Raw genomic sequence first — 26147 nt, forward strand, 5'->3', positions numbered from 1 at the left:
AAAAACCTCGCCAATAAGCGAGGTTTTTGTTATTCCTTTAAATTTATTTTTTAATTTGGAGCTACATAAAAAGGAGATAAATTTATCTTAGCATTTCTTCTAGCACCATAATAATTATTGTAACTCTTATTTTTTTCAATTGTATAAAAAGAATCTACATAATCATCATTATTAGCATACCAGCTATCAGGCATCGCTTGAATTATTGCTCCAGCAACCTGTCCCAAAACATTAACCCAAGGTTGCGTAGAAACTGTTCCTATAATTTGAAAAACTCCATTTACAATAGCAGAAACTAAGTCTTTATAATTTGTATTGTCATCTTTTTCAAATAACTGAATATTTGCTGCTTGATATTGATAATCATCCCAAAACAATAATATTTGATTCGGGTAATAATCAGTATCATCATGATCTAAATAATACATAGGTATTATCTTAATTTCAGGATTATTTGTACTATCTTTAATCCCTGATGTTATAGCGTACACCTCAGCAGCTCCACTTACCCAAGGCTCTTCATCATCATTTAATCTAATCTTATCTAATCTCGTAGTTTCTAAACCTGTATTTCTAGCAGGTTTAGCGTTTAAATCAAATGAAGAATTTAAAAACCTCTCATTTTGAACTCCTCCTTCTTGAAGATACTTATTCATATAAGCAACTTCTTTCTTCAAAGTCTCAAAACCATCGGTTTCAATAATTATTACTGTTTGACTTGGTGCTTCTTTAGGGTCAAGATAAACAACTTCTTTATCTATTGTATAAGCCTCAACTCTTTTCCATGTTTTCTCATCTCCTTCAGGAGCAAAAGAAAACAACACATCAGAAAGATTATCTATTCTTTTTCCATTATGCATCCAAACCTCTAAAATCTCTATTTTGTCAGGAGCAGCTTCTTTAGAGGCTCTATTTTCTAACGTTGTTGTTTTAGAAGCTAATGATTTGTATGCTTCTTCACCATCTACAAATTCAGAAGTTTGCTCTAAAATTTTAGACATCGCAACGCTAGGTTGCTGATTAATCAATAGCTCCACAGCTTTTTCTTTAAAACTTTGATTTTTCATTAAATCAATGAATTGAAAAGCAGCTTCCTTCTTATTTACTAAATCAGAAGTTTGCTGTTCTACTAAATTATCAGAACCAGTAACTAATTCTTCAGAATTGTTACAACCAATAAACAACATCGAAGCTAATAAAGCTCCAAATAAAATTCGGGGGGTTTTCATTTTTAAAAAAATTTAATTTATTAATATTGACATCAATAATAACAAAAAGCACTACAAAAACCACAAAAAGCGTTAAATATTTATTAAAAAATAACACAAAACACATTAAACAGCATTTTATATACATTTATTTAACACTTAAACAACAAATACTCAAATTATTTATTTATACAAAAATTTTTAAGCCATATAAGCAATCTTAAAAAAAAGAAGATTCACAAAAACTACCCAAAAGCTATAAAAATTAATTTAAAAGTGTTTTTAGCTCTTTTAAGCGGTTTTTTATTTTTAAAGCAATTGTTAATAAAACACCATAAAAACCGCTTAAAAACTTTAATTTAAGCTTTTAAAGTTGTAAATTTGTGAGGTAACTATAATCGCTTTCGAGCGATTTTTTTATGATAAAGACTTTAATTTAATTCTCTTTATAATGAGCGAAGAAAAAAAACATAATTATTCTGCCGATAGTATTCAGGCGTTAGAAGGAATGGAGCATGTACGTATGCGTCCTTCCATGTATATTGGTGATGTTGGAGTACGTGGTTTACACCATTTAGTATATGAGGTAGTAGACAACTCTATTGATGAAGCTTTAGCTGGTCATTGTGACACCATTGATGTTACTATAAATGAAGATAATTCAATTACAACAAGAGATAATGGTCGTGGTATTCCAGTAGGTATCCATAAAAAAGAAGGAGTTTCTGCTCTAGAAGTAGTAATGACTAAGATTGGAGCTGGTGGTAAGTTTGACAAAGATTCTTATAAAGTTTCTGGTGGACTACATGGTGTTGGAGTTTCTTGTGTTAACGCACTTTCTGACCATTTAACAGCAACTGTACATAAAGAAGGTAAAATTTGGCAACAAGAATACGAACGAGGTAAAACTTTGTACCCTGTAAAAACTATTGGAGAAACTGATTTTACTGGAACCATCGTTACCTTTTTACCAGATAGGTCAATCTTTCAGCAAACTACCGAATTCAATTACGACACCTTAGCTACTCGTATGCGTGAATTAGCGTACCTTAATAAAGGGATTACTATCACGTTAACAGACAAGCGTAATAAAGATGATGAAGGAAATGATATTGTTGAAGTATTTCATTCTGAAGAAGGATTATCGGAATTTGTAAGGTTCCTAGACGGAACAAGAACACAAATTATCCAAGATGTAATTTCTATGGAAGGAGAGAAAAATGGAATCCCTGTAGAAGTTGCTATGGTGTATAACGATTCGTATGCAGAGAATTTACACTCATATGTAAACAACATTAACACACATGAAGGTGGTACCCACTTATCAGGTTTCCGTCGTGGATTAACCCATACATTAAAAAAGTATGCTGACGAATCTGGTTTACTAAAAAATGTAAAGTTTGAAATTGCTGGTGATGATTTCCGTGAAGGACTTACAGCAATTGTATCTGTAAAAGTAGCAGAACCTCAATTTGAAGGTCAAACAAAAACAAAATTAGGTAACCGTGAAGTAAGTGCTGCTGTATCACAAGCAGTATCTGAAATGCTAACAGATTACTTAGAAGAAAATCCAAATGATGCTAAAACTATTGTTCAAAAAGTAATTTTAGCAGCACAAGCACGTCACGCGGCACGCAAGGCTCGTGAAATGGTACAGCGTAAAACAGTAATGAGTATTGGTGGTTTACCTGGTAAATTATCAGACTGTTCTGAAACTGACCCAGCTCTTTGTGAAATTTTCTTAGTTGAGGGAGACTCGGCAGGTGGTACTGCAAAACAAGGTCGTGATCGTAACTTCCAAGCTATTCTTCCTTTAAGAGGTAAAATCTTAAACGTTGAAAAAGCAATGCAACACAAAGTTTTTGAAAATGAAGAAATCAAAAACATGTTTACCGCATTAGGGGTTACTATTGGTACAGAAGAAGACCCTAGAGCTTTAAATTTATCGAAATTAAGATATCATAAAGTTGTAATTATGTGTGATGCCGATGTAGATGGCTCTCACATTGCAACTTTAATTTTAACTTTCTTCTTCCGTTACATGCGTGAAATGGTTGAACAAGGCTATATTTACATTGCAACCCCTCCTTTATATTTAGTTAAAAAAGGACAAAAACGTGAGTATGCATGGGATGACAATCAACGTGATTTAATAGCTCAAAAATTAGGAGGTTCTGTAGCCATACAACGTTATAAGGGTCTTGGGGAGATGAACGCAGAACAATTATGGGATACTACTATGAACCCTGAATTTAGAACATTACGACAAGTTACTATTGATAACTTAACTGAAGCTGATAGAATATTCTCTATGTTAATGGGTGATGAAGTTCCTCCACGTAGAGATTTTATAGAAAAGAATGCAAAATATGCGAATATTGATGCATAAAACAATTTCTTAACGACAAAAAAGCTCAATAAAATTATTGAGCTTTTTTTTATTTTATATTTTTACCGCTTAAAACAAACACCTTCATAATTATGAAAAAAACTCTATTACCTTTACTAACTTTAATCATAAGCTTTAGTGTTAAAGCTCAAGAATTAGAAACTATTTTATTAGCAAAAGAAGACGCTAGCAAATTAACAAATGCTTATTTAGACCCTGCTATGAAAGGTTTTATTTATAGTATGAACAATGGCTGGTATCATACTGCTAAAGTTCATAAAAAATTTGGCTTTGATATCACTATTGGTGCCAATGCTTCTTTCGCTCCTTCTAAAGACGAAATATTTAATATATCTAAGTTAGGTTTATCACAAAATACAAAAGTAATAAACAACACCTTTGATACTCCTACTGTACTAGGTTCAAGTAGTGATAATGTTACTACAGCTGAACTTGAATACACTTTACGTGATGATCAAGGGAACGAAATAGGTACTGCTAATTTCACTATGCCTGGTGGAGTAAAAGATGACCTACCTGCTAATGCTATACCTGCTCCTTCTGTCCAAGTTGGATTAGGACTCCCTTTTAAATTTGAAGCGATGCTTAGATACTCTCCTAAAGTAGGTTCAGATGATGTAAAAGGTGGATTATTTGGTATTGGTGTTAAAAAAGAAATTACTGATTGGTTTGGACCAATGGATAAAACTCCTTTACATGTTTCTTTATTAGCCGCCTACACCAATATGAATGTAGATTACACTATTGGTGACGTAGATGGAGACATCGAAGCTAGAAATGCAGTTACAGAATTTAGATTAAATTCATATACCGTTCAAGCTATAGCCTCTTTAAACTTCCCTGTTATCAACATTTATGGAGGTGTTGGATATAACGGAGGTAACACAAGCTTAGATATGAGAGGAGATAGTTTTTACGCTAATTATTCTACACCTTTAGGTACAGAAAGAGAAAACCTTGGAACAAACCCACTATCATTAAGCTCTAGCTCTGGTAGTTTTAATACCACATTAGGTGCTCGTTTAAGTTTAGGTTTCTTTAAAATCTTCGGAAGTTACACCTTACAAGAGTACAACTCTGTTAATGCAGGTATTGCTTTTAGCTTTAGATAAAAACTCACTTTATAAAATGTATAATAAAAAATCCTATTTAACTAAATAGGATTTTTTTAATCTCTATATTCGCAGCTAATTTTCAATTTAACAAAATTTTAACCTCTTAATTTTTAAGTGTTATGAAAACAAAATTATTCTTATTATTTCTATTAACCTCTTTATTAGTTTCCGCTCAAAAGGTTCCTGATCACACACTTACTCTTGATAGTAAAATTAGTGACGTTTACCTACACAACCTAACAGGGATTCCCGTGATTACAACAGACGGTGCCGTATATGGAGTTAATGGTGAAACAGGTCAAAAAATATGGGAGTTCAAAGAAAGCGGATTTATTAAAAGTCTTAATGCTCTTGGTCAAGATGGAGGCTCTTCTTTTACTGAAGTAGCATTATCTCCATTCGGAAAATTTAATCAAACAATTTTCAACATCAAAACGGGTCATAAAATTTTAGACGAAAAGACCAATGGATACAAAGGAATTTTTGATGACAAGTTTGTTTTTGGTAAAAATGCTATTTTATTTTTTGCAAAAACTGATAAAACTGAAGCTAAACTATTTTTAACTAGTATTGAAAATGATAACATTATTTGGGAAAGCTCTATAAAAACTAATAAGAAGTTAGGAAGCTTATTATTAGGAGGTGCAGGTGCTTATAACTTTATCCAAAACGGGGATAAAATTGCTTTTACAGCTGGTAAAACTGTTTTTTTAATTAACAAATCTGATGGTAAAGTTATATTATCAGAAAAATATGACGCTGGTAAATTATTTTTTACAGAAGATAACAAATCTTTAATTGCTGTTGAAAACAAAAGCAGTTCTTTGGTTGGAGGTGCTATTAAAGCTGGATTTACCATGGGACTATCTTTGATAGGTAAAAAAGTAATCGGTAAAGAACTTATAGCGTTTGATGTAAACTCAGGTAAAGAAGTTTGGAAAAAATCTATCAAATTAGATGAAGGCTTCGTGAACTATCAATTTGAAGATGGAAAACTATTCCTTATCCATGAAGACGGAGCCAAATTGTATGATTATCATACAGGTAAAGAAGCGTGGAAAAAAGAATTTAAAAGAAAAAAAGTAAAAGGTGTTGAAAAAACTGATGAAGGTTATATGGTTTACTATAAAAACAAAAAACATTTAGTTGACAATATAGGGAAAAAAGTTTGGAAAAAGCCTCAAAAACTGATTTCTGGTATTGATTTTGAAGTTGAAGACGATGAGGAATATACTACCTTTGAATACAATAATGGAATCATTCTTGTAACTCCTTTTAGAATTTTATATTTTAAAAAAGGACAAGAGAAAAAAGTATACAGAATAGCTGTGGATCCAAAAGAGGATAAACTTACCTTTGATAATAAAAACCAAAATTTAATTATACTAAAACGTAAAAAATTATACATATTAAATCCTGATAAAGGATTAGGAAAAGATCAGGTGAAAAAAATTGAATTTCATAATAAAAAAGACATTAATCTTTTAGAGGCTCGAGACAATGGATACTTTATAAATGGTAATTGGGAGTTCGTAATGACTGATCTTAAAGGTAACGTCATCAAAAAAGAATTCTTCAAGCAACCTGGTGAAGGATTGCGTCATTTAAAAAACTTCGGCGCTTTTACCCTAGGGGTAACAGGATCAGCCATGCAATTAGCTGGTATGTACAACATGTCAACTGGAGTTGGACTACATACGTCAGAACATTTCGTAGGGCAACAAAATATAATGAAACAAGGTACAGGTGAATCTAGATTCTATAAAGGTTATAGTCAACACAGTCAAGGAAAGTTAATGACATCTTTTGCCAATGACATATGGGATGATACAAGACACAATGCTTTTAAAGCTACTAAAAATAATGCTTTCTTCTACGCAAACAAAGAAGGAAAAAAAGTTTTAGTGCAAGTTAACAAAGACTCTGGTGATACTGTTCAAACATATGAGTTTGGTGTAGATAAACCAAAATACAAAATTGACAAACCTGCTAAAAAGATTTATTTTTCTAAAGGAAAAGACTTAAAAATATTTAGCTATAACTAACAATATAAAACCCGTTGAAATATCAACGGGTTTTTCTTTTATATCCATAGCCAAATCGCTATTTTTGTGCATCTTGTGCGGATTCCGCACTTATAAACATAATTAATTACAAAAAACATATATAAAATGAAAGTAACGGTTGTAGGAGCAGGTGCTGTAGGTGCTAGTTGTGCTGAGTACATTGCTATTAAGAATTTCGCTTCTGAAGTTGTTTTAGTTGATATTAAAGAAGGTTTTGCTGAAGGTAAAGCAATGGACTTAATGCAAACTGCTTCTTTAAATGGTTTTGATACTAAAATTACAGGAACAACAGGAGATTATAGCAAAACTGCTGGATCAGATATTTGTGTAATTACTTCAGGTATTGCTCGTAAACCAGGAATGTCTCGCGATGAGTTATTAGGAATCAATGCTGGTATTGTAAAATCTGTAGCTGCTAGCTTAGTTGAGCAATCTCCTAACACAATTATCATTGTAGTATCTAACCCAATGGATACGATGACATATTTAGTGCACAAAGCAACTGGGTTACCTAAAAATAGAATCATTGGTATGGGTGGTGCATTAGATTCTGCTCGTTTCAAGTATCGTTTAGCTGAAGCTTTAGAAGCTCCTATTTCTGATGTTGACGGAATGGTTATCGGAGGTCACTCTGACAAAGGAATGGTGCCGTTAACTCGTTTAGCTACTCGTAACTCTGTTCCTGTATCTGAATTCTTATCAGAAGAAAGATTAGAGCAAGTAAAACAAGATACTAAAGTTGGTGGTGCTACCTTAACAGGTTTATTAGGTACTTCTGCTTGGTATGCTCCAGGTGCTGCGGTTTCTGGATTAGTACAAGCAATTGCTTGTGACCAAAAGAAAATATTCCCTTGTTCTGCTTTATTAGAAGGAGAATATGGTTTATCTGATTTATGTATCGGTGTACCAGTAGTATTAGGTAAAAACGGAATTGAAAAAATCGTTGAAATTAACTTAAGCGAAGAAGAAAAGGCTGCTTTAACTTCTTCAGCTGAAGCTGTTAAAAACAACAACACTGCTTTAACTTTCTAAGAAGTTAACACAGTAGAATATTTAAAGTCCTGAGTAGTTTTGTTACTCAGGATTTTTTTTATAAATTTTTGTTAAAATTCTAATAACTGTGTAAGATTCTGCTAATCTGAACGTCTTTATAATAAGAGAAGCATTAGTAGTGTTTCTTTTCATAGTTTTTCATAGCAATTTTCCCACTTCATCCTTGGAGTGGGTTTGTTTTTTATATACTATACGGTTTGTGGTACTACTTCAAACAGTTCTCCTCCCTCACATTTAACTACTTTTTGTTTAAACTTAACAATTAATTGATAATCGTGGGTAGCCATTAATATTGTTTTGCCACTTTGGTGAATTTCATTTAGTAACTCCATCACTTCTAATGAAGTTTTCGGATCTAAGTTCCCAGTAGGTTCATCCGCTAAAATTAACTCAGGATCATTTAATAAAGCTCGAGCAATTGCCACACGTTGTTGCTCTCCTCCTGACAATTCAAAAGTTTTTTTATAGTACTTCTCTTTCATCCCTACTTTATCTAAAACCTCGTGAATTTTATCTTTCATTTCAGCTTTATCTTTCCAACCTGTAGCTTTCAACACAAACTCTAAGTTAGAGAAAACATTTCTATCATTTAATAATTTAAAGTCCTGAAAAACAATCCCTAATTTTCTTCTTAAAAAAGGAATATCTTTTTCTTTCATTTTCTTTAAATCAAAATCAACGATACTTCCTAAGCCACGTTGCAAACGTAAATCACCATACAAGGTTTTTAACAAGCTACTTTTCCCACTTCCAGTTTTACCAATTAAATAATAAAAATCACCTTTATTTAAAGTAAAATTTACTTTTGACAACACTAAGTTGTCTTGTTGATAAATATCTGCGTTTTCTAGGTGTAAAACAGGATTTTCCATGGAGTATAGTTTTTTACAAATCTAAAATTTTATAACGTAATTCTGTAACATTTCTTACTTTTGATAAAAAGTCTCCCAACAAAAATAAAAAACTAACGTTATAGTTTCTAGATAACTAAAAAATATGAGATTTAACTGTTTCAAAAAAAGCTACTACTTATTTCTTTTTTTAACCATTACAACAGCTGTAATAGCACAAGAATCGGCTATAAATACTGATGCAAATGCCGATTTCCATAAAGCAATTCGTTTGTACAACAACAAAGCATATGCTGCTTCACAAGAACTTTTTCGTGAAGTTTCTATAAATTCTAAAAAGCATCATAATTTAAAAGCGGATGCTGACTATTATGATGCTATGTGTGCAATAAAATTACAACAAGATGATGCTGACTACAGAGTTAATCAATTTGTTGAAAATTACCCGTACAATAATAAAAAAGAGAAGGCTTTTTTAAATGTTGGTAATTATTATTTTGCTAACAGAAAAGCTGCTCATGCCCTGAAATGGTATCAAAAAGTAAATGAAAAACTACTGAGTCAAGAAGAAAAAAACGAACTCAATTATAAAATGGGGTATGCTCTTTTAGTTTCTAACTACTTAAAAGATGCTAAGTCTCGTTTTCAAACTTTGTTAGGAAACCCTATTTATGGTAATGATGCTCGTTATTACTATGGATACATAGCCTATAAAGAAGAAAACTTTGGTGAAGCAGAAGACAATTTAAGTCAGTTAGCAAACGACGCTACCTACCAAGCAAAGGCAAATTACTATATTCTCGACATTAGTTTTAAAGCTGGACGATTCGATAAATCAATTCAAATTGGAGAGCAATTATTAAAATCTACGAAAGACCAAAAAGAGGTTTCAGAAATTTCTAAAATCGTAGGTGAAAGTTATTTCAATCTTAAAAAATATGAAAAAGCAATCCCCTATTTAAAAGCCTACAAAGGAAAAAATGGTCGATGGACAAATACCGATTACTATTATTTAGGTTATGCTTACTACCAACAAAAAGATTATGAAACTGCTGTTAGTAATTTTAATAAAATTATTGGTGGTAATAACAAAGTAGCACAAAATGCTTACTATCATTTAGGAGAGTGTTATTTAGAATTAGATAAAAAAACGGAAGCTTTAAACGCATTTAAAAATGCAAGTGAGATGGATTTTGATGCTCAAATTACACAAAGTTCTTCTTTAAATTATGCGAAATTAAGTTACGAAGAAGGAAACCCGTATGAAAGTGTTCCTGATGTTTTAAAGGGCTTTTTAGCTAAATACCCAACATCTCCAAACACTGCTGAAATTAGTAATTTGTTAGTGACCTCATACTTGCATCAACGAGATTATCAAGGTGCTTTAGACTTTTTAAATACTTCAGAAACTCCAGAAAGCAAAAGCATTATCAATGAAGTTTCTTTATACAGAGGTATTCAATTATACAACGAAAATAAAATAACAGAAGCCAAACCATACTTTGTAAATGCAACTCAGTCAGAAAACACTACTGTGAGCAATAAAGCTGCTTACTGGTTGGCTGAAACCGAATATTCTTTAGGAAATTATCAAAACGCTCTTAAACATTTCTTATCGGTTACTGATAAAAAAATTAAAGAAGCTAAGATGCTTAATTATCAAATTGGATACACAAACTTCAAACTAAAAAATTATCCTAATGCCGCAAAATACTTTCAGCAATTTTTAGAACAAAATTTGGATGACAACGATTTAAATGATGATGCTTCCAATCGCCTAGGAGATTCTTTTTATGCTTCAAAAAGCTACACAAATGCTATTAAGGCATATAATAAGGTAATTCAAGAAGGTGGTGTAGGATCTGATTATGCACAATATCAAACAGCTATGAGTAATGGTTTTTTAGGTAAAAATGATGTAAAAATCCAAAACCTTCAAACATTAATTAGTGACTACGATGGTTCTCAATTAAAAGACGACGCTTTATTCCAATTGGCAACTACTCATACAACTATGAACAATGCTTCAAAAACACAAAAAGCTTATGAACGTTTACTAGCCAATCACCCAAAAAGCAATTACGTTCCAAATGTGTTGTTACGCCAAGGATTATTATACTATAGTAATAACAACAATAGAAAAGCTATTGAAAAGTATAAAGATGTTGTTGCGAAATACCCAAATTCAAACGAAGCAAAACAAGCAGTAAGTAACGTTAAAAACGTATATATCGATATTGGTAAAGTAGATGAATATGCGGCTTGGGTTCAAAACATACCTTTTGCCAATGTTACCAATGCAGAATTAGATAATGCAACCTATCAATCTGCTGAAAATAAGTTCCTAGAGAACAACAATAATAAAGCTATTGAAAGTTTTAATAAATATTTACAGCAATTCCCTAACGGAATTAATGCTTTAAAAACTCATTTTTACTTAGCACAAGCGTATAACAACATAAAGTTATTTGATAAAGCTATTCCTCACTACACCTATGTAAACAAACAAACTAAGAGTGATTTTACAGAAGAATCTTTAACCAAGTTAGCTAATATTTATTTACAAAAAGAAGATTGGAGTAACGGTATTTTAGTACTTCAACAGTTAGAAAAAGAAGCTAACTATCCTCAAAACATCATTTTTGCTCAAAGTAATTTAATGAAAGGGTACTATAAAAAAGATGATTATAGTAATGCTATTGCCTATGCTGAAAAAGTGTTAGTTATAGGAAAGGTAGACACCAACATTGCTGAAGATGCTAAAATCATTTTAGCTCGTTCTTCATTTAAAAACAATGATTTTTTAACTGCTGAAGAATACTTTAATGAAGCTAGTAAAAAAGCTACCGGTGAACTGAAAGCTGAATGTTTATATTACAATGCTTTCTTTTTACATGAGAATAAAGAATACGAAGCTTCTACTAAAGCTGTACAAGATTTAATTGCTAACTACTCGTCATACAAATACTGGGGAGTTAAAAGTTATATAATTATGGCAAAAAATTATTATGCCTTAAAAGATGCGTATCAAGCAACATATATCTTAGAAAATATCATCAAAAACTTTACACAGTATAAAGATGTTATTGAAGAAGCTAAAAACGAGCTTCGTACTATTAAGAATAAAGAAGCAAAAACAAACGAATCAGTAACTACCCAAAACTAAAATTTGTTAATAACAAACGAAAGTTAAATGACTAGATCGATGAAAAAGCACTTAAGTTTACTTGTTTTATTTATAGTAGCATATACAAATGCACAAGAGAAAAATGCAACTAACAAAGCTAAAGACACAATTATAAAAACCGAAGTTGTAAATGTTGTAACTTCATATGTTCCTAAAATTACTGATGCCTTTAAAATAAAACAAAAACCAGTAATTGAACACACAAAAGAAACTCAGAAAAAAGCTTTAGAATACCAAATATTTTCAGCTCCTGTTGCATCTACCTTTATTCCTAAAAGCGGAACAATGAAAAAAGTTGACTTAGGTAAAAGAGAAAAGTTATACCCTAACTATGTATCGGTTGGTTTTGGAAATGTTCTTTCCCCTTTTTTAGAAGCGTACGTAAGGCGTAGTGAAAGCTATAATAGTGAATTAACCGCACATTTAAAGTTCCTATTATCATCTGACCCCGTAGCAAATACTGAATTAAGCAGTACTTTTTATAATATTGACCTAAACTTAAACTACACCCAACAAGAACGTTATTTTCAGTGGTCAGCAGGTATAAGTGCTGAGAAAGATAAATATAACTGGTATGGTTTACCTACAAATATAACGTTTACAGAAGCTACGTTAAGTGCTATTGAAGAAGCTCAAAGTTACAACCATGTAAAAATATTTGGACAAATAAAACCAGATGATTCTTTTTTAGATGAAGCTAACGGGGCAATCGCTTTTTTCTCTGACTCATTTGAAAGTGCGGAATTTTTAGTTGACGGTAATGCAGAATTTCGACTTCCTTTAAATAATTTTCATCGTCAATTAAACGATTTGTATATAAATACCACCCTAAACTACTTAGGTGGTTCATACGCTTATGGTGATGATGCTATTACGCCTATAGATTACAAGTTTATTACATTAGGAGTACACCCAACTTACAAATTCAATGTACAAGATTTAGCGATTCAATTAGGAGCAAAAAGCTACTTTTCAATGGACACAGAAAATAGCGAAAATAACTTTTTCATCTACCCTGATGTAAAGATTTCTTATCCTATAGTAAAAGAACTTGCAAATGTATTTGTTGGTGCTTCTGGTGATTTAACCACAAATATGTATCAATCTTTTACAGATGACAACCCTTATTTGTCTCCTACTCTTGACATGAGACAAACTAATAAAAAGTTTGATGCTTTTGGAGGAATTAGAGGTAAACTAAACCATCAGTTTAGTTATAATGTGAAAGTAAGTTATGCTGATATTGAAAATAATCCATTTTTTGTATTAAATCAATCAAAATCTGATGGTTCTAATATTGCTGGAGCTAACGGATTTACTTTTTACGGATATGAATATGGGAACTCTTTTAAAGTTCTATATGACGATATTAAACTGATGACCTTCTTTGGTGAAGTTGCCTTTGATGGTATTAAAAACCTTACTGTTGGAGCCAATGCTCAGTTCAATAAATTTACCTTAACCAATGAAACAGAAGCTTGGAATACTCCTGAGATAAAAGGTGAAGTCTTCGGAACTTATAAAACCAACAAATGGTTTGCAGGTGCTAATTTATATTTTGTAGGGAATCGTAAAGGAAGAGTTTACGGTACTTTACCTGCTAACACCTTTACCTCAATAGACTTAAAAAGTTATTTTGATGTAAACTTTAACGGAGGCTATCATTTTGATGATTCTTTCTCTGTGTTCTTAAACTTAAATAATGTTTTAAACAACAGTTACCAACGACTTAACAACTTTAATGTACAAGGATTTCAAGCAATGGGAGGTTTAACTTGGAAGTTTGACACCTTATTCTAAAAATTAAAATATAAAACTTACATTTAGGGTATTAAAATTAACACCCTAAATGAAAAAAATAACTTTTTTACTACTTACAAGCATTGCTTTATTTGCCTGTAAAACAGAACAAAAACAGACGACAACTACTTCGAAAAACTATACTGAAGCAAACTATCAACAAGACTCTACACAAATAAAAAAACTATTTAGCACAGCACTTACCGAAGGTAAATCGTACGAATGGTTACGTGATTTAACACAAAACATCGGAAGTCGTTTATCTGGATCAGAAGGAGCAGCTAAATCAGTTATTTGGGGAGAAAAACTCATGAAAGAAGTTGGTTTAGACTCTGTTTGGCTACAACCTGTTATGGTACCTCATTGGGTTCGAGGAGAAAAAGAAGTTGCTAATTATGAGTTTAACGGAGAAAAAATAAACGTTCCTATTTGTGCTTTAGGAGGCTCAATTCCAACACCTTCTAACGGAATTACTGCAGAAGTTATCGAAGTTAAAAACATTGAAGAAGCTAAAAAATTAGGAGACAATGCCAATGGTAAAATTGTTTTCTTTAACGGTGCTTTCGATAATACCTTAATCAATACATTTCGTGCCTATGGCGGTTGTGTAGCGCAACGCTTTGCAGGTGCCGCTGCTGTTGGAAAATTTGGAGCTAAAGGAGTTATTGTTCGTTCTATGACCAATGGAATCGATGATTATCCACACACAGGCTCTATGGGGTACGGTGATATTCCGCAAGAAGAATACATTCCTGCTGCTGCAATTAGTTCTCGTGCTGCAGAGAATTTAAGTAAACATTTAAAAGGAAAACCTAACCTACAGTTTTATTTTAAACAAAGTTGTGAGAGTTTACCTGATGCCCCTTCACATAATGTTGTTGGTGAAATAAAAGGAAGTGAATTTCCTGATAAAATTATGGTAATTGGTGGACATTTAGATTCTTGGGATTTAGGAGAAGGAGCACATGATGATGGAACAGGAATTGTACAGTCTTTAGAAGTTGCATATCTATTAAAAAAGAATAATATTCAACCAAAAAACACCATCCGTATCGTATTTTTCATGAACGAAGAAAACGGTTTACGTGGCGCAACTGAATATGCTCGTTTAGCTAAGGAAAATAAGGAACTACATATTGGAGCTTTAGAGTCTGATGCAGGTGGACACACACCTAGAGGTTTTTCTATCGATGCCAATGAAAGAAACTTACAACTTGTACAAAGCTGGAAAAAACTCTTAGCACCATACGGGTTACATGATATTACTGCTGGAGGTGGCGGTGCAGACATCGGACCTTTAAAAGATGACCATGTTACCTTAGTGGGGTACCGACCAGACTCACAACGTTATTTCGATTATCATCATGCGGCAACAGACACATTTGATAAAGTAAATAAACGCGAATTAGAATTAGGTAGTGCCTCTATGGCTAGTATTGTGTATTTAATGGATAAATACTTATACAACAAAGAAACATTAAAACCTTAAAAATCGTATAAGGGTGAGTAGTAGATTAAACAAAGAATACTTTGATACTAAAAGAAAACACAAAGAAAGTTATAGAAAAAAGAAACTCACTTTTAAAAAAGCTATTTTTAATTTAATTATCACCTTTGTTATAATTGTCCTATATAATATTTTTAATAACTATTTATCTAAAAAGGCTGAACAGAATAAAAAAGAAGACTCTTCATGCTTATATATTAACCCAGTAATAAACTCAGTTAATGAATACATTAATATTAGTGCTTAGGATTATTTTCGGAATATTTTTTGCCTTTGCAGGAATTATGCACTTTGTAAAGCCTAAAATTTTCAATCGATTCATCCCTAATTTTCTTCCCAAATTAGTTGTAAACTATATAGCTGGTTTATTAGAATTGGCAATTGGTATTGGGTTATTAGTTAATCAAACTACCAAACAAGCAGCTTTAGCTATGTTTGTATTAATGTTGATTTTTTTACCTATTCATATTTGGGATGTTTTTAGAGAAAAACCTGCCATTGGTTCTAAAAAAATAGCCATTATTAGAGTTCCTCTTCAGTTTTTACTGTTATACATTGCCTATTTGATTTACATATACTGATGAAAAAAACACTACTTACTCTACTCGCTTTTAGTCTGCTATTTTCTTGTAAACAAAAAGAAAAAATAGATACTATTGTTATTAATTCCAATACCTATACAGTAAACTCTAATTTTGATACTGCTGAAAGTTTCGCTATTAAAGATGGAAAATTTATAGCCATAGGAAACAATAAAGAAATACAAGAAAAATATACAGCATTAAACATTATTAATGCTAAAAACAAACCGATTTACCCAGGCTTTATCGATGCACATTGTCATTTTTATGGCTTAGGGTTACAACAACAAAAAGTAGACTTAGTTGGTACTAAAAGTTATGATGAAGTACTACAACGCATAATCAATTTTCAAAAAGAAAAGAATACTACTTACATTACAGGTCGCGGTTGGGATCAAAATGATTGGGAAGTAAAAGAATTTCCTACCAAAGAAAAATTGGATAGTATATTTCCAAATACACCTGTTGCTATTCGTAGAATTGATGGTCATGCAATGTTAGTCAATCAAGCTACTATTGATTTAGCTGGAATTACTATCGATTCTAAAATAGACGGAGGAGAGTTTATAAAAAAAGATGGAAAGTTAACAGGAGTACTTATTGATAATGCAATGAATTTTATCAATATTCCAAAACCTTCAAAACAAGCACAAATTCAAGCCTTAAAAGATGCTGAAAAAATCTGTTTCAATTTAGGACTTACCACGGTTGATGATGCTGGGTTAGATAAACAGGTAATTGAATTGATTGACAGCTTACAACAATCAGGTGATTTAAAAATGCGTGTGTACGTAATGATTTCTAATAATCAAGAAAACCTTGACTATTACCTAAACAAAGGTGTTATAAAAACTGATAGATTAAATGTTCGTTCTGTAAAAGTATATGCTGATGGTGCTCTAGGATCACGTGGTGCAACTCTTAAAAATGAATACTCTGACAAAAAAGGGCGTTTTGGAACTTTGGTAAACTCTTATGAGAACTTACAGAAAGTAGCTAAGAGAATTGCAGCTTCCGACTATCAAATGAATACACATGCAATTGGTGACTCTGCCAATTATGTGATGTTAAAAACCTATAACGAAGTATTAAAAGACAAAATCGACAGACGTTGGCGTATTGAGCACGCTCAAATAGTAGATGTAAAAGATTTTAATCTATTCAAAAATATACTTCCATCTATACAACCAACACATGCCACTTCTGATATGTACTGGGCTGAAGACCGTGTAGGATCAGATAGAATTAAAGGTGCTTATGCTTATAATGACTTATTAAAAGAATATGGAAAAGTAGCTTTAGGTACCGATTTTCCTATTGAACATGTAAGTCCATTATATACATTTTATGCAGCAACCATCAGAAAAGATTTAAAAGGTTATCCCGAAAAAGGTTATCAAATGAGCAATGCATTATCAAGAAAAAATGCCTTAAAAGGAATGACTATTTGGAATGCTTATGCAAATTTTGAAGAAAACGAAAAAGGAAGTATAGAAGTTGGTAAGGTAGCTGATTTTATCATTTTAGACAAAGACATCATGAAAATCGACGGAAAAGAAATTCCTAATACAAAAGTTTTAGCAACCTATATTAATGGTGAAAAAGTGAATTAAAAACGCATCTTTTTCTATTCGTTGTAGTCTGATTTACAAAATCAATAAATCATGACACAACTACAACGAAAACAACAATTTTACAAACAATTAATTTTAGCTAAAAAGGCACTTAAAAGCAAACACTTTAAGGTGTCTTTTTATCATTTAGAGAATACTCATATTTTAGGACAAAAACATGTTTACAGACACACTTTATCTCATTACTGGATGTTAGTCCACGGAATAAAAACACATAGTCTTAAAGAAGTTATTGGGCAACTTTTTAGAATTATCGCTTCAGTCTTATTTACCTTATTTTGGGTTCCTAAAGGAAATACAGGTGGCTCTAATATATCTGCAACTAAACCTATTCCTGTTAGAAAAGAACTTCAAAAATATTTTTAACAATAAATGCATCTTTTTACGCTTTTTCTAGTCTACTACACAAACACAAAACATATAATATCATGAAAAATAACAATCAATGCACTTGTACTTGCGAAGGGTGTAAAACAAATGACTGTTCAAACTGTACTTGTAACAACTGTACATGCAACAACTGTAACTGTTAATTAAATCAACTCTTTAATATTTTGTCACGCTAAATAAAAATAAATGTTTGTTTTTATTCAACGTGGCATTTTTCGTAAATTTATAGGATGACAACGCAACAAGTTTGGAAAAAATATGCAGATGATGTAAAGTACTTTATTTTAAGTAAAGTGAAAGACACCAATGTAACCGATGACATCGTACAAGAAACATTTATAAAAATTCACACTAAGCTCCATACTTTGAATGATATTACTAGGTTAAAATCTTGGATTTTTACCATTGCTCGGAATACGATGATGGATTACTTCAAAACCACTAACCAAACTATTGAATTCAAAAGTTTAGAAGCACAAACAGACACAAGCGAGCACGAACATACTGAGAAAGATTGTCTTCATGCAATTATACAAGGTTTACCAAAAAAATATAGAGATCCATTATTTTTATCAAATATTAAAGGTTTAAAACAACAAGAAGTCGCAGATACTTTAAAACAGAACCTACCTACTACAAAATCTCAAATTCAACGCGCTCGTAAACTAATTGCACAAGGATTTATGGATTGTTGTGGATTTTCACTTAACGAAGAAGGAAAATTAGTAGGTGAAATTCAAGACAAAGAAGATTGTAAAGTTTGTAAGTAAGTTTTATTATTCAATTTGTACAATCTACATTACAAAAAAGACAATCAAAAAAGTACCTTCTTTAAAATAAGAATCTATAATTTTTAAAACTTTTGTAACTTTGTGTAAATTCAACACTAAATGAAGATGTCACAAAATATAAAAGTTGCTGTAGATGCTGTTGTTTTTGGCTACCAACAAAAAGAACTTTCTGTCTTATTAATAAAAAGAGGGATTGAACCTTTTAAAGGAACCTGGGCATTGCCTGGTGGATTGGTTTTAGAAAATGAATCACTGGAACATGCAGTTGAAAGAGAATTATTAGAAGAAACAGGAGTTACTATTGATTATCTTGAACAATTGTACACATTCGGAACTCCCAAAAGAGACCCGAGAAACAGAGTTATTTCTGTTACCTATTTTGGCTTGGTAAGTCCAAATCATTTCAAAATCAGTGCAAGTACAGATGCTGCCGAAGTACAATGGTTTCCTATCCATGAATTACCCAAATTAGCGTTTGACCACAATCTTATTTTAACCACAGCTTTACAAAGACTTCAAAACAAAATAAACTACCAACCTATTGGTTTTGAACTACTAAAAAAAGAATTCCCTTTTTCTGATTTAGAAAATCTTTATCAAACTATTCTTTATCAAAAAATTGACCGACGCAATTTCAGAAAAAAAATCATGAGCTTTGGAATACTTACCGAAACAGACAAAATACACCAACCATCTAGTGGTAGACCTGCAAAACTTTTTAAGTTCAATGCTAAAAAGTATAAAGAATTAGAAAAAGAAGGGTTTCACTTCGAAATTAAGTTTGCGTAAAAAAAACACTAAAACATTTTTTATTTGAAAAAACCACACTATATTTGTGTAAAAATTACGCAATATGATTTTAAACTTAGATAAAAGCTTTACTCCTTACGGAACAGAAAACAATATAGACTATAGTTTCTTTACTTTTTCAGGAGGGGAACCACATATTAAAATCATTTCTGAACTTGAAAATGTGTCAGAAGTAACCATTACACATCGTATTCAGTCTTTTAATGATATGGGTACGCTATTATTAGCTACCAATGCGCTCAAAAACATGGGAATTGCAAAGTTACATGTTGTTCTTCCTTATTTTCCAGCAGCTCGTCAAGATAGATTAATGGTATCAGGTGAACCTTTATCGGTAAAAGTATATGCAGATGTTATAAATGCACAAAACTTTGAGTCAGTAACTGTTTTCGATCCACATTCTGAGGTAACTCCTGCCCTATTGAATAGCTGTAGAATTATAGATAACCACACATTCATAGAACGCATTACTCAACAATTATCAGACAACTTACTTCTAATTTCTCCCGACGGAGGTGCTTTAAAAAAGATATATAAAGTTGCTGCACATCTTCAAAACTATGAAGTAGTTGAATGCTCTAAAAGCCGAAATGTAAAAACCGGTCAACTAACAGGTTTTAAAGTATATACTGATAACCTACAAGGTAAAGATTGTTTGATTGTAGATGATATTTGTGATGGTGGCGGAACCTTTTTAGGACTAGCTAAAGAACTAAAAGCTAAAAATGCAGGGAATTTATATTTAGCCGTAAGTCATGGAATATTTAGTAAAGGTTTCGAAGAGCTTGAAAAATATTTTACTAAAATTTTCACTACAGATAGTTTTAAAACTATTGAGAATAAGAACTGTATACAAATTGAATTGGAAAAATTACTATAAAGACTAGACAAAAATTGTTATGAAAAACAACATTTATTGGATTGGCAGTAGCTGACGCCCTAGGGGTACCAGTAGAGTTTAAAAATAGGCAGGAGTTAAAACAAAACCCTGTAACAACTATGAGAGAGTTTGGAACACATCATCAACCAAAAGGAACTTGGTCTGATGACAGTTCTCTTACTTTTTGTTTAGCTGAGAGTTTATGTCAAGAATACAATTTAGTGGATATTTCATATAAATTTATCCAATGGATGAATGCTGAGATATGGACTCCACACGGTAATGTTTTTGATATCGGAATCCAAACACGAAAAGCTATTGAACAACTTTCAAAAATCATAAATGAAAAGGACTATAAAGAACTAGAAATTTTAAAATATTCTGATGATGAATATACCAATGGTAATGGTTCATTAATGAGAATTATTCCTTTACTTTTTTACATAAAGGGTAAAAAAGTAAAGGACCAATTTAATATCATTTGGCATGTATCATCACTAACACATCCTCATATAAGGTCGGCAATAGCTTGTTTAATTTATTTAAAATTAGCTGAATATATTTTAAATGGATTTTCAATTATAGATTCATATAAAAAGATGCAAAAGGAAATTACTGTCTTTTTTTCAGAAAGAAATATTTCTTCTTACGAGCAAAATCATTTCTCTAGAATTTTAAAGCAAGATATATCTAGCTTAAAAGAAGAGGATATAAATTCCAGTGGCTATGTTCTACATACATTAGAAGCTTCACTTTGGTGTTTACTCAGCACTACTAATTATGGTGAGGCAGTTTTAAAAGCTGTAAATTTAGGTGATGATACTGATACTACAGCTACTGTAGTTGGAGCTATTGCTGGTATGTACTACGGAATAGATAATATACCTCAAGAATGGGTAGATTCATTGGAGAGAAAAGATGATATTATTCTCTTAAGTCAACAATTCGCAAAAAAATATCGTTATGAAAATTAACCGATAAAAACGTAAAAAAATGAATGAGAAAAACACAAAAAGAATAAGTAAGTTTTTAAGCTTGATATTAAGGCATCAACCTGAAAAAATTGGGCTAAAATTAGATATCAGTGGGTGGGCTTCTGTAGAAGAACTTTTGAACAAATCAAGCAACAACGGAGTTTCATTTACTAAAGAAGAATTGGATTTTGTTGTAAAAACAAACGATAAACAACGGTTTTCATTTAACGAATGACAAAACAAAAATAAGAGCCAATCAAGGACACTCTTTAAAAAATGTAACCATAGTAACTGAAACAAAGACTCCTCCTCCCTTTTTATATCATGGAACTGTCGCCAAATTTATTCCTTCAATAAAAAAAAACGGATTACAAAAAATGAGTAGACAACACGTTCATCTAAGTTCCGATTTAGAAACTGCAAAAAAAGTTGGTAGTAGAAGAGGTAAACCTAAAATTTTGACTGTTCAGTCAGGTGCTATGCATAAAAAAAAATATGAGTTCTTTTTATCTGAAAATGGAGTTTGGTTAACCAACCTTGTCCCAGCTGAATTTATTGAATTTGAAGATTTATAATAGTATGAAAACATTTGTTATTGGCGATATTCATGGTGGATTAAAAGCCTTACCCCAAGTTTTTAAAAAAGCCAAAATCACTATAGAAGATACCTTAATTTTTCTTGGTGATTATGTGGACGGCTGGAGTGAGTCTGCAAAAGTCATTGATTTTTTAATAGAGTTAAACAAAAAACATGAATGTATTTTCATTAAAGGAAATCATGATTTGTGGTGTGAAGATTGGTTGAGAACTGGTGAAGGTGAAGCTATTTGGTTAGCACATGGTGGTGAAGAAACCAAAAAAAGCTACGAATCTTATTCAGAAGAACAGAAACAAAAACACCTAGCTTTTTTTCAACAAATGAAACTCTATTATATTGATAATAAAAAACGTTTGTTTATCCATGCTGGTTTTACCTCTATGCATGGAGTTGAAAAAGAGACTTTCAAATTAAATTGTCATTTTGATAGAACCTTATGGGAAACAGCATTAGCTACTGATAAAAACTTATCTAAAAAATCTGAACTATATCCTGAAAGGTTTACACACTACTCAGAAATATACATTGGTCACACTCCAACTATACGCTATAGTTCATCAATACCTATAAACGCCTTAAACTTATGGAACATTGATACTGGAGCTGCATTTACAGGGTGTTTAACAATCATGGATATCGACAACAAAGAGTTTTGGCAAAGTGACCAAGTAAAAAATTTGTATCCAAATGAAAAAGGGAGAAATTAAAATTCTCTATAAACTCATCTAAATAATAATACTGTGAAATATAATAATAAAACAATAATAGCACGTTACAACAATAATGAAAACTTAAGTTTCTTATTTTTTTGGGGGCATCAACCCAACAAGGATGGAAGCGTCGGTAAAAGCTGTTTCAGCCAGTGGTGGAAAGCTTCTTTTGAAATCGATGGTATTACCTACCCTACTGCTGAGCATTATATGATGGCTAGTAAAGCGAAAGTGTTTAATGATGAAGAAACTTTACAAGAAATCCTTTCTGTTAGTACACCTCATCAAGTAAAAAAACTAGGGAGGAAGGTTAAGAACTTTTCTCCAGAAGCATGGGATCAACACAAATTCGAAATCGTCGTAAAAGCCAATCATGCTAAATTTTCTCAAAATAAAGACTCAAAAGAATTTTTATTAAATACAAAAGATAGAATTATAGTAGAAGCAAGCCCTGTTGATTCTATATGGGGAATTGGAATGGCTGCTGACAACCCTAATGTTACTAATCCAGAGTTATGGAAAGGGCACAATTTATTAGGGTATGCCTTAATGGAAGTTAGAGATTTATTAAACAAAAATTCATAAGCATTTGACTACAAAATTTTGGATATAATTAAACATAAAATTGTGAATTTATACAATGTTTTACTGGGTATAGCTATAGGAGACGCTTTTGGTGCCGGTTTAGAGTTTCAAGATAAAAATTGGATTCAAAAAAATGTAGATTTTACCAAGTTCATCAACGTACACCACTTAATTAAGGTCTCAACTGATAAGTTAAGTGCTTTTACAGAAAATTATTACGATTGGCAATACACAGATGATACAGAAATGACTATTGGACTTATAAAAGCTCTCTATTCAAAAGAAGAGTTTAATGAGAGTTTATTAGTAGAAAAATGGGAAGATGAATACAACAAAGGGAAACATGAAAAAGGCCACGGCAGAAATGGCCATGGGTCAATGAGATGGTTTTTCTCTGGAGAAATGACAATTGAAGAAATTAAAAACTTTCAAAGAAATAGGTCAACTCCTGGAAATGCTCCAGCCATGAGATCAGTCCCATTAGGCTTCATTCCTTCGAATCTCATTAATAAATATGCAAAGATTAATGCTAACGCAACACATCCTAATATAAATGCCATACTTAGTAGTCAATGTATTGCTAGAGCTACTGAGTACTTACTTGTAAAAAAAGGAAATAAAGAAAACCTCATAAAATACTGTATAGAAAAAGTAAATCTAAATGATGAATATAAAAATTACCTTACCTCCGTTAATAAGATAAAATCAAATGAGATATTAACTAAGGGGGATTACGAAACATTGTGCGGACATCAACCGATAAGAAAACCATATTTTTTAAATGGGATTAACGGTATGCCATCAGATTCAAAATATACCACAGGCAGTGTTCTATATATCTTAAAAAATAGTGCAAGTGCTTTTGATGCTCTTAAGAAATCTATTTTTCTTGGAGGTGATGTTGACTCTGTAGCATCTATAACAACAGGAATTAACTCAGGATTGTATGGAATTGGAAGCCTTCCTGACTTTATGATTGAGAATGTTGAAGGGAAACAATATATAAAAGAAATATCTTCTCGTTTTAATCAATATTTAGAGGAAATAAACTAAAATTTCAAAAGATTTAATTGTTAGTTAATTTTAATTTGCGTAAATTTGACACAAACAAAATAACATACTATGAATCCATTATTATATACAGACGGTTACAAAGTAGACCACAGAAGACAATACCCTAACAATACTACCTTAGTATATTCAAACTGGACACCAAGAAAAAGTAGAATTCAAGGAGTTGAAAAGGTAGTTTTTTTCGGACTACAATACTTCATTAAAAAATATATTATTGAAGAATTTCAAACCAACTTCTTTAACAAACCAAAAGAAGAAATTTGCAAACAATATAGCAGAAGAATCAATAATTATTTAGGTGAAAACTCTGTAGGTATAGAACACATTGCTGCATTACACGATTTAGGATACATTCCTATGACTTTTAAAGCATTGCCTGAAGGTGTTGAGGTTCCAATCAGAGTACCAATGTTTACCATGTATAATACATTGCCAGAATTCTTTTGGTTAACCAATTACTTTGAAACCTTATTATCTACCACGGTTTGGTTACCATGTAATTCTGCAACCATTGCAAAACAGTACAGAAAAATATTAGACAAATACGCACAAGAAACCTCATCTGTTCCTGAAATAGTAGATTGGCAAGGACACGACTTTTCTATGAGAGGAATGGCTGGTTTAGAGGCTGCTGAAATGAGTGCTGCTGGTCACTTATTAAGTTTTACTGGTACAGATACAGTTCCTGCTGTAGATTTTTTAGAAAAGTATTACAATGCTGATTCTGACAACGAATTGATTGGCGGTTCTGTTGCGGCAACTGAACACTCTGTAATGTGTATGGGAACTAACAGCGGTGAAGAAGAGACTTTTAAGAGATTAATTACTGAGGTATATCCAAACGGTATCGTTTCTATTGTTTCTGATACGTGGGATTTATGGAAAGTGCTTACCGAATATTTACCAAACCTAAAAGAAGAAGTCTTAGCTAGAGATGGTAAAGTGGTGATTAGACCAGACAGTGGAGATCCTGTTGATATTATTTGCGGAAATCCAAATGGTAAAACAGTAGAAGAACAAAAAGGAGTTATACAGCTGCTTTGGGAAGTTTTTGGAGGAACAACCAATACAAAAGGATATAAAGAATTAGATAGTCATATTGGAGCTATCTATGGCGATAGCATTACCCTTGAAAGAGCCACACAAATTTGTGAACGTTTAAAACAAAAAGGATTTGCCTCTACCAACGTAGTCTTAGGAATTGGTTCTTTTACTTATCAATACAACACCAGAGATACCTTTGGATTTGCCATGAAAGCTACTTACGGAGAAGTAGATGGAGAAGGAAGAGAAATTTTTAAAGATCCAATTACCGATGACGGAACTAAAAAATCTGCTAAAGGATTATTAAAAATAACGCTAGAAAATGGAGAATACAAATTACACGATCAAGTAAGTTGGAAAGAAGAACAAAAAGGCGAATTACGAGAAGTTTTTAAAGACGGAAAATTGTTAGTTGATGAAAAACTAAGTGAAATAAGACTCCGTACTAAAAACAACGTATTAGAACTTACAGAATAGTATAAGAAAGCAGGAATAAAACTCCTGCTTTTTTTATTTAGAAGCCTCACAAAAACACTAAATACCAACATCCTAAAAACTACTTAATTTGCTTAACTCTTGATTTTTTCATATCTTAAATGCAACTAAAAAAGAAACTTATGACAGATCAAGAACAGAAAAGACTCGATACAATGAATGCGGTTTTAGTTAAAATGGAAGACATTAAAAACACGCAAAAAAGTTTAATTGAAAAAATTGGTGTGGTTGAGGTTCAACTATTCGATATTCAGTCAAAAGACTTAGACAAAGAACTCGAAAATGTAATGGTAAGAGCTTCTGATACCTTAAAAATCATAAAGCAAGCTACCGAAGCTTTTGAAATGAAACGAAATCGTTTAGAAAACGAAGCATAAATAAAAA

Annotated in this window: 21 protein-coding genes and 1 pseudogene; 20 read left to right on the top strand and 2 right to left on the bottom strand. The window is 31.8% G+C overall.

Features of this window, described 5'->3' with window-relative positions:
* Window positions 1-50 precede the first annotated feature (50 nt).
* Window positions 51-1229: a DUF3103 family protein gene (locus tag Q4517_RS08225; protein WP_303508048.1), complete on the bottom strand. Its 1179-nt coding sequence runs from the start codon at window positions 1227-1229 to the stop codon at window positions 51-53.
* A 430-nt stretch (window positions 1230-1659) separates the two neighbouring features.
* Between Q4517_RS08225 and gyrB the strand changes: the two genes are divergently transcribed.
* From gyrB to mdh, 4 genes are all read left to right on the top strand, one after another.
* The gene (gyrB, locus tag Q4517_RS08230; protein ID WP_303508049.1) at window positions 1660-3597 is read left to right on the top strand and encodes a DNA topoisomerase (ATP-hydrolyzing) subunit B; all 1938 of its coding nucleotides are present in this window, start codon (window positions 1660-1662) and stop codon (window positions 3595-3597) included.
* Window positions 3598-3689: 92 nt separating this feature from the next.
* Window positions 3690-4730, top strand: a complete 1041-nt coding sequence (locus tag Q4517_RS08235; protein ID WP_303508050.1) for a DUF6588 family protein — start codon at window positions 3690-3692, stop codon at window positions 4728-4730.
* A 122-nt stretch (window positions 4731-4852) separates the two neighbouring features.
* On the top strand, window positions 4853-6778 hold the full coding sequence (locus tag Q4517_RS08240; RefSeq protein ID WP_303508051.1) for a PQQ-binding-like beta-propeller repeat protein: 1926 nt from the start codon (window positions 4853-4855) through the stop codon (window positions 6776-6778).
* Window positions 6779-6904: 126 nt separating this feature from the next.
* Complete coding sequence (mdh, locus tag Q4517_RS08245; RefSeq protein ID WP_125343487.1) at window positions 6905-7831, top strand: malate dehydrogenase; 927 nt, start codon at window positions 6905-6907, stop codon at window positions 7829-7831.
* Window positions 7832-8040: 209 nt separating this feature from the next.
* Here mdh and Q4517_RS08250 read toward each other — a convergent pair whose 3' ends face one another.
* Window positions 8041-8724 carry a cell division ATP-binding protein FtsE gene (locus Q4517_RS08250; protein ID WP_303508052.1) on the bottom strand — a complete coding sequence of 228 codons (684 nt, stop codon included), beginning with the start codon at window positions 8722-8724 and terminating at the stop codon, window positions 8041-8043.
* Window positions 8725-8848: 124 nt separating this feature from the next.
* On the opposite strand from Q4517_RS08250, the gene Q4517_RS08255 reads away from it, so the two are divergent.
* The 16 genes and pseudogenes from Q4517_RS08255 to Q4517_RS08330 all read left to right on the top strand — a co-directional run bounded on the left by Q4517_RS08255 (window position 8849) and on the right by Q4517_RS08330 (window position 26140).
* Complete coding sequence (locus Q4517_RS08255) at window positions 8849-11869, top strand: tetratricopeptide repeat protein (protein WP_303508053.1); 3021 nt, start codon at window positions 8849-8851, stop codon at window positions 11867-11869.
* A gap of 39 nt (window positions 11870-11908) precedes the next feature.
* Window positions 11909-13690 carry a hypothetical protein gene (locus Q4517_RS08260; RefSeq protein WP_303508054.1) on the top strand — a complete coding sequence of 594 codons (1782 nt, stop codon included), beginning with the start codon at window positions 11909-11911 and terminating at the stop codon, window positions 13688-13690.
* A 49-nt stretch (window positions 13691-13739) separates the two neighbouring features.
* Window positions 13740-15179: a M20/M25/M40 family metallo-hydrolase gene (locus tag Q4517_RS08265; RefSeq protein WP_303508055.1), complete on the top strand. Its 1440-nt coding sequence runs from the start codon at window positions 13740-13742 to the stop codon at window positions 15177-15179.
* A 239-nt stretch (window positions 15180-15418) separates the two neighbouring features.
* On the top strand, window positions 15419-15778 hold the full coding sequence (locus tag Q4517_RS08270; RefSeq protein ID WP_303508056.1) for a MauE/DoxX family redox-associated membrane protein: 360 nt from the start codon (window positions 15419-15421) through the stop codon (window positions 15776-15778).
* Window positions 15778-17391, top strand: coding sequence for an amidohydrolase (locus Q4517_RS08275; RefSeq protein ID WP_303508057.1), 1614 nt, complete (start codon window positions 15778-15780; stop codon window positions 17389-17391). The genes Q4517_RS08270 and Q4517_RS08275 overlap by 1 nt, the downstream gene beginning before the upstream one ends.
* Window positions 17392-17442: 51 nt before the next feature.
* Window positions 17443-17778, top strand: coding sequence for a DUF3703 domain-containing protein (locus Q4517_RS08280; protein WP_303508058.1), 336 nt, complete (start codon window positions 17443-17445; stop codon window positions 17776-17778).
* A 254-nt stretch (window positions 17779-18032) separates the two neighbouring features.
* On the top strand, window positions 18033-18572 hold the full coding sequence (locus Q4517_RS08285) for a sigma-70 family RNA polymerase sigma factor (RefSeq protein ID WP_303508059.1): 540 nt from the start codon (window positions 18033-18035) through the stop codon (window positions 18570-18572).
* A gap of 120 nt (window positions 18573-18692) precedes the next feature.
* Window positions 18693-19382, top strand: a complete 690-nt coding sequence (locus Q4517_RS08290; protein WP_303508060.1) for an NUDIX domain-containing protein — start codon at window positions 18693-18695, stop codon at window positions 19380-19382.
* A gap of 64 nt (window positions 19383-19446) precedes the next feature.
* Window positions 19447-20283 (top strand): ribose-phosphate diphosphokinase, encoded by an 837-nt coding sequence (gene prs, locus Q4517_RS08295; RefSeq protein ID WP_303508061.1) that lies wholly within the window; start codon window positions 19447-19449, stop codon window positions 20281-20283.
* Window positions 20284-20324: 41 nt separating this feature from the next.
* Window positions 20325-21257, top strand: a complete 933-nt coding sequence (locus Q4517_RS08300) for an ADP-ribosylglycohydrolase family protein (RefSeq protein WP_303508062.1) — start codon at window positions 20325-20327, stop codon at window positions 21255-21257.
* Between the two features lie 19 nt (window positions 21258-21276).
* Window positions 21277-21832, top strand: a pseudogene (locus Q4517_RS08305) (RNA 2'-phosphotransferase).
* Window positions 21833-21836: 4 nt separating this feature from the next.
* The gene (locus Q4517_RS08310) at window positions 21837-22562 is read left to right on the top strand and encodes a metallophosphoesterase family protein (RefSeq protein ID WP_303508063.1); all 726 of its coding nucleotides are present in this window, start codon (window positions 21837-21839) and stop codon (window positions 22560-22562) included.
* A 33-nt stretch (window positions 22563-22595) separates the two neighbouring features.
* A complete protein-coding gene (locus Q4517_RS08315; protein ID WP_303508064.1) occupies window positions 22596-23150 on the top strand; it encodes an NADAR family protein in 555 nt (184 codons plus the stop codon).
* 42 nt (window positions 23151-23192) lie between these two features.
* Window positions 23193-24203 carry an ADP-ribosylglycohydrolase family protein gene (locus Q4517_RS08320; RefSeq protein WP_303508065.1) on the top strand — a complete coding sequence of 337 codons (1011 nt, stop codon included), beginning with the start codon at window positions 23193-23195 and terminating at the stop codon, window positions 24201-24203.
* Between the two features lie 69 nt (window positions 24204-24272).
* Entirely contained in the window at window positions 24273-25745 is a 1473-nt protein-coding gene (locus tag Q4517_RS08325; protein WP_303508066.1) for a nicotinate phosphoribosyltransferase, read from the top strand.
* A 140-nt stretch (window positions 25746-25885) separates the two neighbouring features.
* The gene (locus tag Q4517_RS08330; protein WP_099216060.1) at window positions 25886-26140 is read left to right on the top strand and encodes a hypothetical protein; all 255 of its coding nucleotides are present in this window, start codon (window positions 25886-25888) and stop codon (window positions 26138-26140) included.
* Window positions 26141-26147: the final 7 nt, after the last annotated feature.

Origin of the sequence: Tenacibaculum sp. 1_MG-2023, assembly GCF_030547425.1 — a bacterium.
Lineage (GTDB): Bacteria > Bacteroidota > Bacteroidia > Flavobacteriales > Flavobacteriaceae > Polaribacter.

What these genes read in the sequence shown, in the direction of transcription:
- Q4517_RS08225 (WP_303508048.1), bottom strand. Translation starts at nt 1,229, where the DNA reads ATGAAAACCCCCCGAATTTTATTTGGAGCTTTATTAGCTTCGATGTTG.
- gyrB (WP_303508049.1), top strand. Translation starts at nt 1,660, where the DNA reads ATGAGCGAAGAAAAAAAACATAATTATTCTGCCGATAGTATTCAGGCG.
- Q4517_RS08235 (WP_303508050.1), top strand. Translation starts at nt 3,690, where the DNA reads ATGAAAAAAACTCTATTACCTTTACTAACTTTAATCATAAGCTTTAGT.
- Q4517_RS08240 (WP_303508051.1), top strand. Translation starts at nt 4,853, where the DNA reads ATGAAAACAAAATTATTCTTATTATTTCTATTAACCTCTTTATTAGTT.
- mdh (WP_125343487.1), top strand. Translation starts at nt 6,905, where the DNA reads ATGAAAGTAACGGTTGTAGGAGCAGGTGCTGTAGGTGCTAGTTGTGCT.
- Q4517_RS08250 (WP_303508052.1), bottom strand. Translation starts at nt 8,724, where the DNA reads ATGGAAAATCCTGTTTTACACCTAGAAAACGCAGATATTTATCAACAA.
- Q4517_RS08255 (WP_303508053.1), top strand. Translation starts at nt 8,849, where the DNA reads ATGAGATTTAACTGTTTCAAAAAAAGCTACTACTTATTTCTTTTTTTA.
- Q4517_RS08260 (WP_303508054.1), top strand. Translation starts at nt 11,909, where the DNA reads ATGAAAAAGCACTTAAGTTTACTTGTTTTATTTATAGTAGCATATACA.
- Q4517_RS08265 (WP_303508055.1), top strand. Translation starts at nt 13,740, where the DNA reads ATGAAAAAAATAACTTTTTTACTACTTACAAGCATTGCTTTATTTGCC.
- Q4517_RS08270 (WP_303508056.1), top strand. Translation starts at nt 15,419, where the DNA reads ATGAATACATTAATATTAGTGCTTAGGATTATTTTCGGAATATTTTTT.
- Q4517_RS08275 (WP_303508057.1), top strand. Translation starts at nt 15,778, where the DNA reads ATGAAAAAAACACTACTTACTCTACTCGCTTTTAGTCTGCTATTTTCT.
- Q4517_RS08280 (WP_303508058.1), top strand. Translation starts at nt 17,443, where the DNA reads ATGACACAACTACAACGAAAACAACAATTTTACAAACAATTAATTTTA.
- Q4517_RS08285 (WP_303508059.1), top strand. Translation starts at nt 18,033, where the DNA reads ATGACAACGCAACAAGTTTGGAAAAAATATGCAGATGATGTAAAGTAC.
- Q4517_RS08290 (WP_303508060.1), top strand. Translation starts at nt 18,693, where the DNA reads ATGAAGATGTCACAAAATATAAAAGTTGCTGTAGATGCTGTTGTTTTT.
- prs (WP_303508061.1), top strand. Translation starts at nt 19,447, where the DNA reads ATGATTTTAAACTTAGATAAAAGCTTTACTCCTTACGGAACAGAAAAC.
- Q4517_RS08310 (WP_303508063.1), top strand. Translation starts at nt 21,837, where the DNA reads ATGAAAACATTTGTTATTGGCGATATTCATGGTGGATTAAAAGCCTTA.
- Q4517_RS08325 (WP_303508066.1), top strand. Translation starts at nt 24,273, where the DNA reads ATGAATCCATTATTATATACAGACGGTTACAAAGTAGACCACAGAAGA.
- Q4517_RS08330 (WP_099216060.1), top strand. Translation starts at nt 25,886, where the DNA reads ATGACAGATCAAGAACAGAAAAGACTCGATACAATGAATGCGGTTTTA.